Origin of the sequence: Paenibacillus sp. FSL M8-0142 (assembly GCF_038597315.1) — a bacterium.
Taxonomy (GTDB): domain Bacteria; phylum Bacillota; class Bacilli; order Paenibacillales; family Paenibacillaceae; genus Paenibacillus_AQ; species Paenibacillus_AQ lactis.
The window spans coordinates 1,137,522-1,153,132 of record NZ_CP152008.1; the positions used below are offsets into that span (position 1 = coordinate 1,137,522).

The window sequence follows — 15,611 nt, forward strand, 5'->3', positions numbered from 1 at the left end:
TACAGTAAGTTTACCTGAAAACGGTGGAACAATCGACCTTGATATTGACTTTGCGTCTTTCTTGGCTAAAGGGAGGAACAGTGGTAAACTAGTCTTAATTAAACGTGAGAGGAAGAATCACGTTGTCGAAATTTGATGAAGAGAAGATTTCAGGAAGCATGAAACAACAGCTGCGGGAGCAGATGACAAGGCTCCGGAGCGAACTCTCCCCGGAGGAGCGGTCGGAACGCTCGCGTCAGGCATGCGGGCATGCATCCGAATTAATGAAGCAGCATTCATTCAAGAGCATGATGATTTATGTTCCTTTTCGCTCCGAGCTGGATACGAGGCCTTTGGTGGAATGGGCCTGGCAGGAGGGGATTCGGGTTATCGTCCCCCGGAGCATTCCGAAAGACCGCTCCATGGAGCTGTATGAGATCCGCTCGTGGGACGAGTTGGCCCCGGGTGCATATGGCATCATGGAGCCTGATCCGAAGCGGGTAAGCAAGTATTCGGCCATGTCTCCTGATGTCATCTGGGTACCCGGGCTTGCCTTTGACCCCGACGGCGGCCGCTTAGGTTACGGCGGCGGTTACTATGACCGGCTGTCCGGCGCGCTTGAGCCGGATTCAAGGACGGAAGAGGCGGAAGAACGCGGTAAGTCATGGTGGATCGGTCTCGGTTATGAAATTCAGCTCGTGAATCAGGTCCCGATGGATGAGCATGACCGGCGATTGGACGGCGTGATCACGGACAAGGGTTACTATAGAGCGGGCATTCGCTCGCAGCGGAGGGATATCGGATGGAACTGAGTCATTTTAACCAGCAGGGCAGAGCCCGTATGGTTGACGTGAGCGATAAGGACATAACGGCCCGGACAGCCGTGGCGAAAACGACGGTGCGGATGCATCCGGATACGCTCGCGCGAATTCAAGAAGGAAAGATCGGCAAGGGCGACGTCCTGGCAGTGGCTCAAGTCGCAGCGATTATGGCTGCGAAGAACACGTCAAACTGGATTCCGATGTGTCATCCTCTGCCTCTCACCGGCGTGAACGTCGATTTCAGCGACAATGGAAGCGATGAGCTGTATATCGAAGCAACGGTGAAGACGACAGGAAAGACCGGGGTCGAGATGGAAGCCCTGACCGCCGTTTCGGCTGCGGCATTGACGGTATACGACATGTGCAAGGCGCTGCAGAAAGACATGATCATCGGTCCGACCATGCTGGTCAGCAAATCCGGCGGGAAGAGCGGGGATTACATAATGGAAACAACTTAATATCGCTATACCGGAGATTCGGATAGAGTGGGAAGGAGAGAGGCTCATGCTGTGGAAGACGGCGATCCTGACGGCGAGCGATAAAGGCTCGCGAGGAGAACGTGAGGATACAAGCGCTCAGGTGATCCGGGAGCTGGTAGAGGAAGAGCTGGGCGGTGAAATAATCGAATACCGGATCGTGCCGGATGAGCAGGATGAAATTATTGCTGCATTGATCGAGCTGACGGATTATTACCAGGTGGATCTTGTTCTGACCACAGGCGGGACGGAGCTTGCCGTCCGCGACGTTACGCCGGAGGCGACAAGGCGGGTCATTGAACGGGAAGTGCCGGGCATTGCGGAGGCGATGCGGGCAACCGTGATGCAGAAGAACCGGAGCGCCATGCTCTTTCGGGGCGTTTGCGGCGTTCGCGGCCGCACCTTGATTGTCAATCTCCCGGGCTCCCCGAAGGGTGTGCATGAAAATTTGGCTGCCGTCATGGACCAGCTTCCTGAAGCGCTGCTGATGGTGACCGGCCAGTATCGGGAGCAGCTTTAAGCATAGCCGCTGATTTGGCAGGCTTGGATTTAACAGTATCGATCATTCACTAGATAAATATGTAAATAATCTGTCACGATTGCAGACTGTATATGTGATTTACATTATGGTATGATGGCGATATATTGTACGAGGTTAAATAATGAATCGTCCATTGTAATTGTCGGTTTGGTTAACACCTGTGAAGTCAAAGGTTTGACGGATTGCTTTAAGACTTTCCTGAAGTCCTTGAATGGCAATAAGCAGGACAAGGAGGAGAATAGATATGGGCTCTACGATCGGAGTGCCGGGCATTATCCTGCTCGTGATCTTGGCGCTGCTGCTGTTCGGTCCGAACAAGCTTCCTGAATTGGGACGGGCTGTCGGCAGAACATTCCGTGAGTTTAAGAACGGCACGCGCGAGATTCTGGCGGAAGATGAAACACCGGCTAAGAAGAAAGAGGAGGCTCCCCAGCAGGCTGTAGCACCCAGCAAGTCTGAGGACAAGCGTCTTCCGGAATAAGCATATGCGTTAGCAAGCTGTGAAATCCCTCCTCCATGGGAGGGATTTTGTTTTGTCAGGGTCACAATAGGGTGGTGTCTATCATGTCAAAGCCAATGAAAGAGATGGCGCTTGTGGAGCATTTAGGCGAGCTTCGCAAGCGGATCATCGTCGTGCTTGTCGTATTCGTGGCTGGCCTCATCGGCGGAATATTTGTCGCGGAACCGATCTATCATTACTTAACGGCCGCGGAGCAAGCGAAAAATTTCGAGCTGCATGCCTTCTCATTCTGGGACGGTATCGGAATTTATATGAAAATTGCCGCGATCTTCTCGCTGGTCATTTCCATCCCGCTGATTTTCTACCAGCTGTGGGCGTTCGTGAAGCCGGGATTGCACAAAGACGAGCAGAAAGCGGCAATACGGTATGTTCCGTATGCGTTCATCCTGTTTATTGTTGGTATCGTATTCGGATACTACATCGTGTTTCCGATGACATTGTCCTTTACAACCATGATTACGCAGAGCATGGGGCTTACGGAAACGTACGGCATTACGAATTACCTGAATTTTATGTTCAATCTGGTGCTGCCGCTGGCGCTTTTGTTCGAGCTGCCGCTGGTGGTCATGTTCTTAACCCGAATCCGGATCCTCAATCCGCTTCGGTTGCGGAAAATGCGGAAGGTGGCTTACTTTGCGCTCGTATTCATCGCGGTGGTCATCACACCGCCGGATTTCATCTCGGATTTCCTGGTGACGATTCCGCTTCTCCTGCTATATGAATTCAGCGTGTTTCTGTCTTCGACGATCTACCGCAAGCAGCTGGAGGCGGATATGGAGCGGGACAGCCGTTATGTCTCGTTGGATGAGGACGCCGATTGATATTTACGAACATACCCCGACAGTCTGACTTTGTATCGGTCCCGGTCTTAGTCTTACTGCCGGGGTTTTGCTTATATAACAGGTCTTACTCTTACATAAACCAATGGTGAATAATCCGACAAACAGAAATATCGATCTGACAGCTCGTTTCCCGTGCCCGCTCTCCCAGTCGGGGACAGTCCTCTGTCTGCTGATCGAATCCGATTCGAATATTTGTCAGGCGAAGATATCCTATGAGATCAGCCGCTTGCTCATCCATAAACCCATACAATGGCCGGAGGATTTAAAGGCATATTTCGGCGGGGCATGGATATAATGGTGAAGTGGGTTTTGCGGACAAACTGAAGGGGGGAACCCTCAAAAAAATGATCAGAAATTGATGCAAAGGACTTGAAATCTTCAATCAACTTGAGTATCATAAAGTTGGTTGTTAGCACTGAGACCTGTCGAGTGCTAATACATAAAGCTTTGAAAAAAGCATTACAACATATTTAAAGGAGGCTATTTTTTCATGATCAGACCTTTAGGTGAACGCGTATTGGTAGAACCGATCGAACAAGAAGAAACTACAGCATTCGGGATTGTACTTCCTGATTCCGCTAAGGAAAAGCCGCAAGAAGGCAAAATTATCGCTGTAGGCAGCGGCTCCCTGAAAGACGGCGTTCGCGTACCTTTGGAAGTTAAAGAAGGCGACCGCGTAATCTTCTCCAAATACGCCGGCACGGAAATCAAATACGAAGGTAAAGAATATTTGATTATGAAAGAAAGCGACATCCACGCGATCTTAGGCTAATGCACGCCTGAATATATCTTGTTTCCATTTTTTCTATAAATCCACTAGGGAGGATGTTATACCATGGCAAAAGACATTAAGTTCTCTGAAGACGCCCGTCGCGCAATGCTTCGCGGTGTTGACGCTTTGGCAAACGCAGTGAAAGTAACGCTCGGACCGAAAGGCCGCAACGTGGTGCTTGAGAAGAAATTCGGAAGCCCGCTCATCACGAACGACGGTGTTACCATCGCAAAAGAAATCGAGCTGGATGATGCATTCGAGAACATGGGTGCACAGCTTGTTAAAGAAGTTGCTACCAAGACAAACGACGTTGCCGGTGACGGTACAACGACGGCTACGGTTCTTGCTCAAGCCCTGATCACGGAAGGCTTGAAGAACGTAACGGCAGGCGCAAGCCCGATCGGCATCCGCAAAGGGATCGACAAAGCCGTTCGTGCAGCGGTTGAGGAGCTTCACAACATCTCCAAGCCGGTTGAGAACAAACAATCCATCGCTCAAGTTGCAGCCATCTCCGCAGCGGACGACGAAGTCGGCGAACTGATCGCTGAAGCTATGGAAAAAGTGGGCAACGACGGCGTTATCACCGTTGAGGAATCCCGCGGCTTCGAAACCGAGCTCGAAGTGGTTGAAGGTATGCAGTTCGACCGCGGCTACATTTCTCCATACATGATTACGGACACGGACAAAATGGAAGCGGTGCTTGACAATCCTTACATTTTGATCACCGACAAAAAAGTAACGAACACGCAAGAAATCTTGCCTGTTCTTGAAAAAATCGTTCAACAAAGCAAGCCGCTGCTCTTGATCGCCGAAGATATCGAAGGCGAAGCGCAAGCGATGCTGATCGTGAACAAGCTGCGCGGTACGTTCAATGCGGTAGCTGTTAAAGCTCCAGGCTTCGGCGACCGTCGTAAAGCTATGCTGCAGGATATCGCTGCTCTGACAGGCGGCCAAGTGATCACCGAAGAACTGGGTCTTGACCTGAAATCGACTTCGCTGGATCAACTGGGTACGGCTCGTCAAGTACGCGTAACGAAAGAAAATACCATCATCGTTGACGGTGCCGGAAGCAAGGAAGACATCGAGGCTCGCGTGAAGCAAATCCGTTCCCAGCTCGAAGAAACGACTTCCGAGTTCGACAAGGAAAAACTGCAAGAGCGTCTTGCTAAGCTTGCTGGCGGCGTAGCTGTCATCAAAGTCGGTGCTGCTACTGAAACAGAGCTGAAAGAACGCAAGCTGCGCATTGAGGATGCCCTGAACGCAACTCGCGCTGCAGTTGAAGAAGGTATCGTATCCGGTGGCGGTACGGCTCTGATCAACGTTTACGGTGCCGTAGCGAAAGTAGCCGAAGCTCTTGAAGGCGACGAGCAAACCGGCGTGAACATCGTGCTTCGCGCACTGGAAGCTCCAATCCGTACGATCGCTGCCAATGCGGGTGAAGAAGGTTCCGTTATCGTGGACCGTCTGAAGCGTGAAGCAGTGGGCGTAGGTTACAATGCTGCAAACGGCGAGTGGGTGAACATGATCGACGCGGGTATCGTTGACCCTGCGAAGGTTACGCGCTCCGCGTTGCAAAACGCTGCATCCGTTGCTGCAATGTTCCTGACTACCGAGGCTGTTATCGCCGACAAGCCTGAGCCTGAAAAAGGCGGCGCTCCAGACATGGGCGGCATGGGCGGAATGGGCGGCATGATGTAAAAAAGGGGTCAAAAACCCTATAATACCGCATAATGAAAGGCTCCCGAGAGGGAGCCTTTTGATATAAAATCACGAAAAAATCACATTCCTTGCAAAACTGGATCAGGCGAGGTGTCGATTAGTGTTGAATTTGAAGTTCAAAATATCGGCGAAGTGTATTCGGATTCTCTCGTTCGCATTTTTTCTCATTTTCTCAGTTACGTGGGTATAGATTCTTAATGTGGTCTCTGGATCATCGTGACCGACCCGCTGCATAATTGTTTTCAAATCCACTCCAGCTTCAGCAAGCATACTAATGTGTGTATGCCTGAAGATATGAGGTGTTGCTGCTTTTTTTATGGATGTTTTCTTGAGAAGTCTTTCCATTCGATTTAATACGGTTTTTTGAATAAACGGGTATCCATTATCCCGACAAAATACAAAATTAGCATCATGAAATTCTGGATTAGTCTCTTTATTTTTGAGCATGATTTTCTGCTGAGCATCCTTGTAAGACTTTAGCAGATTCATTACGCTCTCATCAATGTCTACCGTGCGGATCGATCCTTTGGTTTTGGGGGGGACAAGTTGATATTCTTTCATGTTATTGTTTTCGTTATAAAGTGTCTTTGTAATACGAATTTGATTTGATTCGAAATATATGTCCGTCCATTTCAATGCGCATAACTCGCCGGAGCGCATACCGGAGAATGCTAATAGGTAAAACCTTTCTAGATCCATAGGCATACCATGAAGGAAAGCTGCTTCTAGAAATTCCGTTAGTTCGTTCCTCTCTAAAAATTCATCCTCGATGGATGTGTTTTCGATTTCTTCGACTGTAAGGATCTTCTCAGGTATGATTGCACCTGTGCAAGGGTTGTCAATCCTCATTTTACTTTTTATTGCATATTTCATGATCATGTTGGCTGTAACATGAACTCCCTCGATAGTAGTTCTTGCATATTCCTTATCATCAAGTTCATTAAGAATATTCTGGTACTGCCTGTGTGTAATTTTGTCTATGTTCATTTTCGCAATATAACGCAAAAGGATTTTGATTTCCTTTTCTCTTATTCGAATTGTCCCGGGCTTTACTTTTCCTTTAGAATATGTTTTTAACCATTCCCAAGCGACCTCCTCAAATGGGAGCTTTTTTACCTTCTTCGCATCAACTCCGTGTTTCGTTAACTGGTCTAAAACTTTTTGTGCACGATCCAGTGCTTCTTTTTTTGTATCGCCTCGGCGAGGAATTTGCTTACGTTTTCCCGTAACTGGATCAGGCGGCCCCTCTAATGTGCAGATCCATTTATATCCTTGCTTATTCTTGGCGGGGACTTTTGTATAACTCGCCACTTTCCATCGCCCTCCTCAGAAATCTGCTCCATAAAAATTTAATACTTGCTCTATATCTTTCCGCTGAACGATGAACTTGAAGGCTGAATTATAATACCTGCTGGCCAGGTGGCTCAGCTTCAGACTGATCTTCCCATCTCTGGTGTAATCCAAATCATTAAACTTTATAGGTTTACAGTCGACAAATGCCTCCAGCTGGCTTTCCTCGATACGTTTGAATGGACCGTCCAGCGAGAAGGTAAGTTCCTCTTGAGTAAGAAGGGTATTTTTATCTACCTGAATAATGATTTGAGAAGGCTCGATGTAATCACCACTTGGGTCGAAATAAGCATAGAAGGTCGTTTCACTCTGGCTAGGAATATCTTCATAATTTATTCGATTCCTGATCTCCATGAGCTTTGAGGTTTCGCTCAACAACTTCCCTTGATATACCCTTCGCTGGATTTGCTCTAGTCTTTGCTTCGCGACATAGGTCGGAACTCTAAAAGTGGACGCTAAGAAACGAATAGCATCAGCCTGGTTATCCGGTAATGAAAGCATGGATATCATAGAAATTGGCATGGCAGCGTAGAGCACAAAGTGGTCTGCTTCTATTTCCTGAGCTTTCGTGAATGATTTAGGTAACACCATTTGATTGCCGGCGTGTCGGAGTAAATGACAGAGTTCATGCAAAAATTCAACCCATTGTTTTTCAGGTGTTAATCTGTTGTCTAGAAAAATGCTATATTTTCCCGGCAAAGTTTCTACCGCACGACTTCGGACTCTGTGATAATGAATCCAAATATTTAAATGATTGGACAGTTCTTCGACGGTCAGCTGTTGAGGTGTATGTATTCCGTGGCGTGCATAAGTCCTTTCAACAAATTGTTCTAATGGAGTGGTTTCATAATATCTAAACATGTTGCAACCTCCACTTTTGGGAATGTATGTTCGGTTTGTGCTTAAAAAGAAAAGCCAGTGACTGGCTGTTTCTATAGCTGAGATAACAGTTATCGATTCTTTAATTTATTGACTTCTAATTTTTATGTTGATTTCCAACTGCGACCTCTTGCCAAGCATGTTGTTGTTCTGAATCAACGATCTCTTGCTGATTTCTTAATAAAATTGATTCACGATATTCTTCTGCAGCAGATGTTCGAATAAATTCAACTGATTTATCATGGTTGTTTTTTATTACCTGCTCAATTTCATCTATTGATACTTTAAAATACTCTCTGCGTTTATTAACATAATTTAAACGTTTATTTTCAAATGTTTTATGTAATTTTGCCTCTAGAGTTGGAGCATCGTCTGAAAAAATCATAGCATGGACATCAAAATTAAACGGCACTGAGGCATCACCAAGTTCGTATACGCGATCATAAGGATCGAGTCTTCGAGTCATACCGATTTTGAACACACCTTCTCCAAATGAACCTATATTAGATATTACATACACATAACCGGCCCTTTGGTTGGCTTCACGATAGTCAACTTCTTGAAGGCTTACTTCAATTTCCTGCAGATTTTTTTGTAGCTCGGCTATTTTGTCACTAATAAGTAACCGTTCTTCCTCTGACTTGCACTGCTCCAACTGTTTCATTGCTTTCTCTAAAGCATTTGTATAATGGCGTTTTTCTTTTTCGATAGTTTTTCTTGCCTCATCAATTTCACGCTGGAGACGGGCTTCTTCACGCATTTGTTCACGGATCTGGCGTTGTTCTTCTTTCTCCTCTTGTTTTTTTACTGAATATTCATATGCGAGATATAGCTCTGTCAATTTTAGTTGTAAATATTCCTCGGTAATATAAACTTGCATTATCTTGCCCAGCTTATTCAGAGTTTCATATGATTTGATTATCCTTTTTTCATAAGTGGCTATATTATTAAACTTGACATTCGCAACGCAAACGTCGCATTCGTTATTAAATGACCTAAGCGAAAGCTTAATCATGTCATTGACCATTTTTCTTCCTTCTGCCTTATTGTTGTTCACGGTCCAGCTTTGGCTGCCTACACAGGCTGTGCCTTCCTTGATCATTAACTTTTGTGCATCTCGTAGTGTATCAAGCTTTTGTTTAAAGATAGTGCTATTTGCAAATTCAAACTTGGGTTTATAAAGAGAAAAGGATTCTAAGCTAATTTGTTCATCCAGATCCAGAAGCTCCTTCGATTTGGTTTCATACTGTGAGTACAACACATCTAATTTATTTTTTTTAAATTGAATCTCATCTAACAACAAGTTTTTTTCATGGGATAACTTAGATATTGCTATCGTTAAATCGAATGCTTCTTGATGTTCAGGTGTCATGATTTTTTTTAAATTCTCATAATCAGCACGAACATTTTCAAGCTCAGTTTTTATTTTCTTTATTCTAAAAATATCAAGTATGCTCATTTTATTAATTCCACCGTGTAATCCCCATCGGCTGGGGTACTTGCTTCAGGATTTACTCCCCTTGTTGTTGAGATGACTGGCATCAGATCAGGGTATTAGATATCATTCAACCATTTATTAGCATAGATATGCGCTCCTCCAGAAGCTAAGGTAGCAATAACAGAGATGACAACTGAAGCGCCTAGGCTGTCGAACCACTGCCCGATAATCCAGCCTACAACTCCACATCCCAAAGAAAGAATTATAAATAACAAATACCGCACTGGTTTAATGTTCATAAGAATAATCGAACCTAGAAAAACTCCTCCGAAAACCCACCATGAAGAAAAGTATATACCTGATATCACTGCAATAATAATTATCTCTCCGAACAACCAGTTTACTCCAGATTCACTCTCGCGAGATTGGGTTACCCCTTTTCTGATCTCTTCATGATTCAAAATAATCACCATTAATTAAATCCTCATCGGCTGAGGTATTTGCTTATTCACCTTGTCTTTGTCCCGGTTTCCGGTTTCTTTCCTTTTCCATCAACGCTTTAAAAATGATCCTCATTTCCTCACGACGTTCTTCTGGTGCGTCCAGATAATCTTTGAAGAAAATTCCGTGCTCTGGATTATTAATAAATGCTTCGAATTCGGCTTGTTCTTTCTCGTCAAAACCATCTGATTGAATAGAAGAACGTGGTTTATCAGTTCGCCCCAATAAGTAGTCAGTGCTCACTTCAAAGAAATCGGCCAATTTTTTAAGTGTATCAAAATCAGGTTGTGTATTACCGGTTTCGTATCGTGCATATGTTGCACGATTAAACCCAAGACGATCAGATAATTCTTGTTGAGATATTTTCTTTCGTGACCGTAACTCCCTAAGTCTTTCATTGAATGAAGTCATCTATATACCTCATTTACCATTATATTTATTGAATATTATAAGTGAAAAAAATTCACAAAAAAATAAATGTGATAAAATTACACATTAATAGTTGACTGTGAATTAAATGCACATTATAATATGTGTAGAAACTTCACAAGGAGGTGGAGCGGTGGACACTCAATTTTTAATCGACAAACGAACTCAGTTGAGCCTAACCCAAGAAAAAGTTGCCGAGTTGGCTGGAATCGAAAGGTCTTATTATACCAAGATTGAAAATGGGACTGTGCCAAGTGTTAGGGTTGCTAAAAGAATTGCAGAGGTGCTTCAGTTTGAGTGGCCGATTTTTTTTGAATCAAATAGTGCAAAAAATGCACAACGGTCATTTTCCGGAAAAGACACTGCTTGAAAGGAGGCAGGTTAGATGGAACATCAGTTATCTGAAGCCATAGCTGTCAAAGAAACATTTGATTGTATAGAAGTAAATGAAATGTTGTCCGAAGGATGGACATTGCACAGCATGTGGCCCGATTCAAATAAAACACGTTATGTACTTATTAAATTCTAAAGGGAGGCGGGGGCTCAAATGGAAGCAGGAATTTTTAAAGTCCAGGTTGATTTCGGCCAACTGCAAGACGCCATTAATGAGGCGGTAGACCAGGCCATTGAAAGACACGCGTTAAAGTCATCTTTGCCGCCTATTTTGACAAAACAGCAGCTTATGGACTTGCTGGATGTTGGAGCTACGAAAGCGTCAGAGCTTTTGAATAGAAATGATTTCCCGGTCATTCGAGAGTTTGGCCATCCAAGGGTACCGACTCACTCGCTTATGACTTGGATCGACGAGCATACCGAGTGGATCCGGGACAACGCTGGTGAAAAATCGAAGGTGAAAGGGAAGGGAAGGGTGGCATGAAATGCGTTTTCGCTGGATGCGTCAAACCTCCAGAATTGCCTGTGTTTCAGCGACAGTAACAAGAAGCTTGCTGAAAAACATAGATGTTGAAGTCGCCTTGGATATGTCACTTCCGAATTACGCAGTAAACCCAGAAAGCTTACCAAAACTTGAACGAAAGCGAGTTTTGAAAGAAGCAACGGAAAGCTTGAAGAGGATAGAAGAAAGCCGCCGGAGCGGTACCGGCTGCCGGCGGCGAAGGGGATGACGATTGGGGAAGGTTTTGCTCACAGATAAATATTACAACAGTTCCTTGTCCAATATCATCCCAATAATTGGGCAAAGGAGATCAGATTATTATGGCGATTGGACAATTCGGCAGCGCGCTTGAGGAAGTCCTCAAACGTAAAGGCCAAACAAAAATCCAGGCTGCACAAGTGGCCAAAATAGATAACTCGACGCTCGGCAAGATCATCAAAGGTTCTCGGAAGGCGCCGAAAGATATCATGCGAAGCACTGCAACACATTACGATGACGGCCAGCTCTACATTGCTGCAGCTGGGGAGGTCACCGGTGGCGCCTTCGCCCCCTGGCTCAACAATGTGGATTTACATAGAGCATCGGTGCTTTTCAAAACGGTCGAGGAAATGAAGGAAGTTTTGGTGCTAACATCCGAGGCGCCGATCAGTAAAACTGCTGATCAGCTGACTGAATCAGATAGGCAGATATTGAAACGGCTTCTGATGGAAACAGTCGAAGCGATCACTGCGTTAACGCACTTTGCAGCAGTTCTCTGTAAGGAGTATTCATTCAGCTGGCTCGCCACATGGAAAGAGCATCGAGCTGATTTGAAGGCAAAAAAATATATGAAATGAGGTTTTGGGATGTTGAGAAGTGATTTAGTAAAACAAGCTCTGGAGGCTGGAAGAAACGCGGAACATAACCTGCAGGTCATCGTTCGCAATCCGGACAAGATGATCGACTCCAACAAACTCGTGAATGGAATCGCCTATCTAAACAACATGATTAGATTCGCGGAGAAAGAACTGGAAATGAAAAAAGACCGCCGGCCAGGGCAGTCTCGGTTGAGATCACGACTAATGAGTCTCTTGTCGTCTATTTTAATCGTTGAACGTCAGAAGCGCAAGGGGGTTGAGCTATGACAGCCTCCCAATCACCTGCAGAAGCGTACATTGCCACTACTCGAGCACTTAGAGCAAGCACAGAATCTATTTCACAATTCATCCAGGCGGACCCGGAGAACTTTCAGCGATTGAATGAGCTCCAGAGACAGCGGGAGGAAGCCTATCAGAATTGGTTCAATGCTGCTTCCATGTTGAAGAACCTGCCAACTTCCGAGTTGGCGAATGCAATAGACCATATCGAAACAGTACTCGGATACGAATGACAGAGCTTCGGCCCTGTCTCCCGGCGTCGGACAGTATCATAACCTTACTCCTGTCTGGCGTCGAGAGATGCGGCTGACGCATCAAATATATATGAAAGGAGAAATGGAATGGCCAAATTACCTAAATTGCCGAAAGCACACGCCGAACGCGCCTTGAAGACGCTGATCGGATCGGCAGCTGGAATGGCTGAAATGGATAATGGCCGAGGTTATGTTGTTTTACGAGGGACCTTACTCGTAGAGGTTTATTTGGAGGACATGTGGCCATCTGGTGTTTTTATTCGAGGCGACATCTACTTCAAAGGGATGGTCATCAAAACCGTTTATCTCAATCGAGACACCTTTGAGCCCGATTTGGTAATAACCGAACAGGCTGAAAGAATCAAAGCCAGGGAAAGGAGGGCGGATCATTAATGCAGATTATCCAAAGGCTGATGGTGGTCAGTAACCCGACAAGAATTTTTGAAGTCGGAACAGAGGTGAACGGTCGTGAAGTCATTGAGATCAAGCAGGTGGGTGATGACAACATTTCCGAGTTCTGGGTGATCGACGAAAACGATCACCTGATCGCGAGCATTGAGAACTGTCCGGTCATCGTAGATTGGAGAACTATTGCTATACATGACCAAACAGAAAATGACCCGCAGCAACGGGTCATATCTGGTGCCAAACTTTAAATTTTGATGCCCCCATATTACCAGATGGGGGCGAATCACACAAGAGGGAGTGATCAGCAATGGGAGCAGCGATGTCGCTTGATATTACTGGCGAACGCATTGAAACCGTGGTGCAGCCCCAGAGGATGTATACGCCGACGATCCTGTCGGTACGGGGGAAAAGCGGCACAGTTGAGATTCATTGTAATGATGAGCAGCTGGCGGAGATCGAATATGCGATCCGCCAGCATTTCGAAAATATGAAATATCCGGAGAAGCCCGAGCCAACGATCCAAGACGTCGGTCTCGAGTATTCCGTTAAGGAGGAAATCGCTTGAAGAAGATTGTCCTGGAGCGTCTGACGTTCCGTAATTTTAAGGGATTCCGTGAATTCGTTCTCGACGCCAACGGCGGGAATGTGGATGCCTTTGGTGATAATGCAACTGGCAAAACGACATTGTTTGATGGCTTCACTTGGCTTTTGTTCGGAAAGGATAGTGCCAATCGGTCCGAACAGAAGTTTGAAATAAAAGAGCTGGACAAGGCCGGCAAAGTTGTACGGCATGGCCTTGATCATGAAGTTGAGGGAGTCCTTCTGGTTAACCAGCGCCGTCGAACATTCCGGAGAGTGTTCAGTGAAAAATGGACACAGAAACGGGGATCAGCCACATCTGTATTCGACGGCCATACAACCAATTATTTCGTCGACGGGGTTCCTGTTAAGGAAAAAGAGTACAGGGCCGAAGTTGATGCATTGATCAGCGAGGATGTTTTCAAGCTTCTGACCAGCCCTTCTTATTTCAACGAGGTGCTGAAGCCGGAAGCCCGCCGAAAAGTACTGCTAGAGGTCTGCGGAGATATGACGGATGCGGAGATTATCGCCAGCAATAAAGAGCTAACTCCATTGGCAGCGATCTTGGAGGAGCGAACCGTTGAAAAGCACAAGCAATCAATTAAATCAACGCTTGCGGAGATCAATAAGGAAATAAAAGAGATCCCGACAAGGATCGATGAGAAATACCGTGACAAGCCGGATGTCTCCGATCTGGACGCTGAACTGCTACAGGAAGACATCGACACCTTACGCGGCAGGATAGACGCCAAGACTGCGGAACTGCAGCGCATCCAGTCTGGGGGCGAGCTGTCGGCCAAGGAGCTCCTTCTTCGTGAGATCAACGCCGAGCTGACGGACATCAAACACCGGGTCCAAGCAGATAGCTTGCAAGCCGTGAGCGAGCAACGGGAGCGATTGATGCAACTCCGCGGCGAAGCATCCGAGTTGCAAGCGCGAATTTCTGCCGGGCAGCGTGAGATTGAACAGCACAAGCGGCAAATTACAAGAGCTGAAAGCCAAGCGGAACGGCTGCGGGAGGAATGGCATGCTGCTAACGGGTTGGAGTTCCCCGCCCATGAACATCAGCATGACGATAATTGCCCGACATGCGGACAAGCTCTCCCAGCTGATCAAGTACAGGCTGCGAAGGACAAGGCACTGGCCGACTTCAATGCTTCCAAATCTCAGCGGCTTGAACGTATCTCTGCCGAAGGCAAGGCCGCTGCAGAAGAAGTCAGAAAGCTCAAGCATTCCATGTTTGATCTAGAAGAGAGTTTGTCCGTACTAGAGACCAAACTGACGGTGAAGCAAGAAGAAGTATCCGCAGCTGAAGCAAAGCTAGCCGACCTGCAGGCAGCCGTTTCCGATCCGGCCGACGATCCAGAGTATCAAGCCAAACAAAAGGAAGCCGAGATTGTACGCTCTGAAATTGAGCAGCTTTGGTCCTCCGCATCCGACACTGCAAGCAAGGTTCAAGCCGAAATCAGATTGCTAAGGGATCAAGTCAGCGAGCTCGAATCGGATAAGTTGAAAATTGCTGCAGCAGCCGCGATTGAAAAACGAATCGCTGAATTGACCGAACAGGAGCGCAAACTAGCTGCCGAATACGAGCGGCTGCAGCATGAGCTCTACTTGACGGAGGAGTTTACGCGGACCAAGGTTTCCGCACTCGAGTCCAAAATCAACAGCAAATTCAAATACGCCCGGTTCCGGCTGTTTGAAGAACAACTCAATGGCGGCCTGAACGATGTCTGCAAGACGCTCTATAACGGCGTTCCGTATGACGGTGGCCTTAACAATGCCGCTCAAATCAATGTAGGGCTGGATATCATTAATACTCTCAGCGAGCACTACGGATTCTCGGCACCGATCTTTATCGATAACGCTGAATCGGTAACGCAGCTGATTGATACCGATTCCCAGGTGATTAGATTAATAGTTCCGCCGACATTTGATAGTTTGCCTGAAGAGACGAAGGACGAGCTAATCAAACTGCATGGTAGCTATGAAGAGGCAAGTGCCGTTTGGAAAGCTAGAAACAAGAAGCTGCGCATCGTAACCCACAACAATATGCAGGAGGCGATCTAAAA

General features: G+C 46.3%; 21 protein-coding genes. 16 read left to right on the forward strand and 5 right to left on the reverse strand.

Features of this window, described 5'->3' with window-relative positions:
• The first annotated feature begins 122 nt into the window (after positions 1 to 122).
• The 7 genes from NSQ46_RS05240 to groL all read left to right on the forward strand — a co-directional run bounded on the left by NSQ46_RS05240 (position 123) and on the right by groL (position 5,649).
• On the forward strand, positions 123 to 791 hold the full coding sequence (locus tag NSQ46_RS05240; protein WP_213616384.1) for a 5-formyltetrahydrofolate cyclo-ligase: 669 nt from the start codon (positions 123 to 125) through the stop codon (positions 789 to 791).
• Entirely contained in the window at positions 782 to 1,258 is a 477-nt protein-coding gene (gene moaC, locus NSQ46_RS05245; RefSeq protein ID WP_028405901.1) for a cyclic pyranopterin monophosphate synthase MoaC, read from the forward strand. The genes NSQ46_RS05240 and moaC overlap by 10 nt, the downstream gene beginning before the upstream one ends.
• 46 nt (positions 1,259 to 1,304) lie before the next feature.
• A complete protein-coding gene (locus NSQ46_RS05250; RefSeq protein ID WP_007132342.1) occupies positions 1,305 to 1,796 on the forward strand; it encodes a MogA/MoaB family molybdenum cofactor biosynthesis protein in 492 nt (163 codons plus the stop codon).
• 265 nt (positions 1,797 to 2,061) lie between these two features.
• Entirely contained in the window at positions 2,062 to 2,298 is a 237-nt protein-coding gene (tatA, locus tag NSQ46_RS05255) for a twin-arginine translocase TatA/TatE family subunit (RefSeq protein ID WP_007132343.1), read from the forward strand.
• 83 nt (positions 2,299 to 2,381) lie between these two features.
• A complete protein-coding gene (tatC, locus tag NSQ46_RS05260; RefSeq protein ID WP_028405903.1) occupies positions 2,382 to 3,158 on the forward strand; it encodes a twin-arginine translocase subunit TatC in 777 nt (258 codons plus the stop codon).
• A 511-nt stretch (positions 3,159 to 3,669) separates the two neighbouring features.
• Complete coding sequence (gene groES, locus NSQ46_RS05265; RefSeq protein ID WP_007132345.1) at positions 3,670 to 3,951, forward strand: co-chaperone GroES; 282 nt, start codon at positions 3,670 to 3,672, stop codon at positions 3,949 to 3,951.
• Positions 3,952 to 4,014: 63 nt separating this feature from the next.
• Positions 4,015 to 5,649 (forward strand): chaperonin GroEL, encoded by a 1,635-nt coding sequence (gene groL / locus NSQ46_RS05270; protein ID WP_028405904.1) that lies wholly within the window; start codon positions 4,015 to 4,017, stop codon positions 5,647 to 5,649.
• Positions 5,650 to 5,751: 102 nt separating this feature from the next.
• On the opposite strand, the gene NSQ46_RS05275 is transcribed toward groL, so the two are convergent.
• From NSQ46_RS05275 to NSQ46_RS05295, 5 genes are all read right to left on the reverse strand, one after another.
• The gene (locus tag NSQ46_RS05275; RefSeq protein WP_277746984.1) at positions 5,752 to 6,981 is read right to left on the reverse strand and encodes a site-specific integrase; all 1,230 of its coding nucleotides are present in this window, start codon (positions 6,979 to 6,981) and stop codon (positions 5,752 to 5,754) included.
• A 15-nt stretch (positions 6,982 to 6,996) separates the two neighbouring features.
• Positions 6,997 to 7,881 carry an ImmA/IrrE family metallo-endopeptidase gene (locus NSQ46_RS05280; protein WP_342576404.1) on the reverse strand — a complete coding sequence of 295 codons (885 nt, stop codon included), beginning with the start codon at positions 7,879 to 7,881 and terminating at the stop codon, positions 6,997 to 6,999.
• A gap of 115 nt (positions 7,882 to 7,996) precedes the next feature.
• A complete protein-coding gene (locus tag NSQ46_RS05285) occupies positions 7,997 to 9,358 on the reverse strand; it encodes a DUF4041 domain-containing protein (protein WP_342576405.1) in 1,362 nt (453 codons plus the stop codon).
• A gap of 95 nt (positions 9,359 to 9,453) precedes the next feature.
• Positions 9,454 to 9,810, reverse strand: a complete 357-nt coding sequence (locus tag NSQ46_RS05290) for a hypothetical protein (RefSeq protein ID WP_277746981.1) — start codon at positions 9,808 to 9,810, stop codon at positions 9,454 to 9,456.
• Between the two features lie 31 nt (positions 9,811 to 9,841).
• On the reverse strand, positions 9,842 to 10,249 hold the full coding sequence (locus NSQ46_RS05295) for a helix-turn-helix transcriptional regulator (RefSeq protein ID WP_342576406.1): 408 nt from the start codon (positions 10,247 to 10,249) through the stop codon (positions 9,842 to 9,844).
• 151 nt (positions 10,250 to 10,400) lie between these two features.
• Between NSQ46_RS05295 and NSQ46_RS05300 the strand changes: the two genes are divergently transcribed.
• The 9 genes from NSQ46_RS05300 (at position 10,401) to NSQ46_RS05340 (ending at position 15,609) form a co-directional block, all read left to right on the forward strand.
• Positions 10,401 to 10,637 carry a helix-turn-helix transcriptional regulator gene (locus NSQ46_RS05300; protein ID WP_277746979.1) on the forward strand — a complete coding sequence of 79 codons (237 nt, stop codon included), beginning with the start codon at positions 10,401 to 10,403 and terminating at the stop codon, positions 10,635 to 10,637.
• Between the two features lie 15 nt (positions 10,638 to 10,652).
• Entirely contained in the window at positions 10,653 to 10,796 is a 144-nt protein-coding gene (locus tag NSQ46_RS05305) for a hypothetical protein (RefSeq protein WP_277746978.1), read from the forward strand.
• A gap of 18 nt (positions 10,797 to 10,814) precedes the next feature.
• Positions 10,815 to 11,144: a DNA-binding protein gene (locus NSQ46_RS05310; protein ID WP_342576407.1), complete on the forward strand. Its 330-nt coding sequence runs from the start codon at positions 10,815 to 10,817 to the stop codon at positions 11,142 to 11,144.
• Between the two features lie 338 nt (positions 11,145 to 11,482).
• Complete coding sequence (locus tag NSQ46_RS05315; RefSeq protein WP_277746976.1) at positions 11,483 to 11,998, forward strand: XRE family transcriptional regulator; 516 nt, start codon at positions 11,483 to 11,485, stop codon at positions 11,996 to 11,998.
• A 9-nt stretch (positions 11,999 to 12,007) separates the two neighbouring features.
• On the forward strand, positions 12,008 to 12,286 hold the full coding sequence (locus NSQ46_RS05320) for a hypothetical protein (protein ID WP_144866190.1): 279 nt from the start codon (positions 12,008 to 12,010) through the stop codon (positions 12,284 to 12,286).
• A gap of 353 nt (positions 12,287 to 12,639) precedes the next feature.
• Entirely contained in the window at positions 12,640 to 12,945 is a 306-nt protein-coding gene (locus tag NSQ46_RS05325) for a hypothetical protein (RefSeq protein ID WP_342576408.1), read from the forward strand.
• The gene (locus NSQ46_RS05330; RefSeq protein WP_342576409.1) at positions 12,945 to 13,208 is read left to right on the forward strand and encodes a hypothetical protein; all 264 of its coding nucleotides are present in this window, start codon (positions 12,945 to 12,947) and stop codon (positions 13,206 to 13,208) included. Before NSQ46_RS05325 ends, NSQ46_RS05330 begins: the two co-directional genes overlap by 1 nt.
• A 59-nt stretch (positions 13,209 to 13,267) precedes the next feature.
• Complete coding sequence (locus tag NSQ46_RS05335) at positions 13,268 to 13,525, forward strand: hypothetical protein (protein ID WP_342576410.1); 258 nt, start codon at positions 13,268 to 13,270, stop codon at positions 13,523 to 13,525.
• Entirely contained in the window at positions 13,522 to 15,609 is a 2,088-nt protein-coding gene (locus NSQ46_RS05340; RefSeq protein ID WP_342576411.1) for a hypothetical protein, read from the forward strand. Before NSQ46_RS05335 ends, NSQ46_RS05340 begins: the two co-directional genes overlap by 4 nt.
• The last annotated feature ends 2 nt before the right edge of the window (positions 15,610 to 15,611 follow it).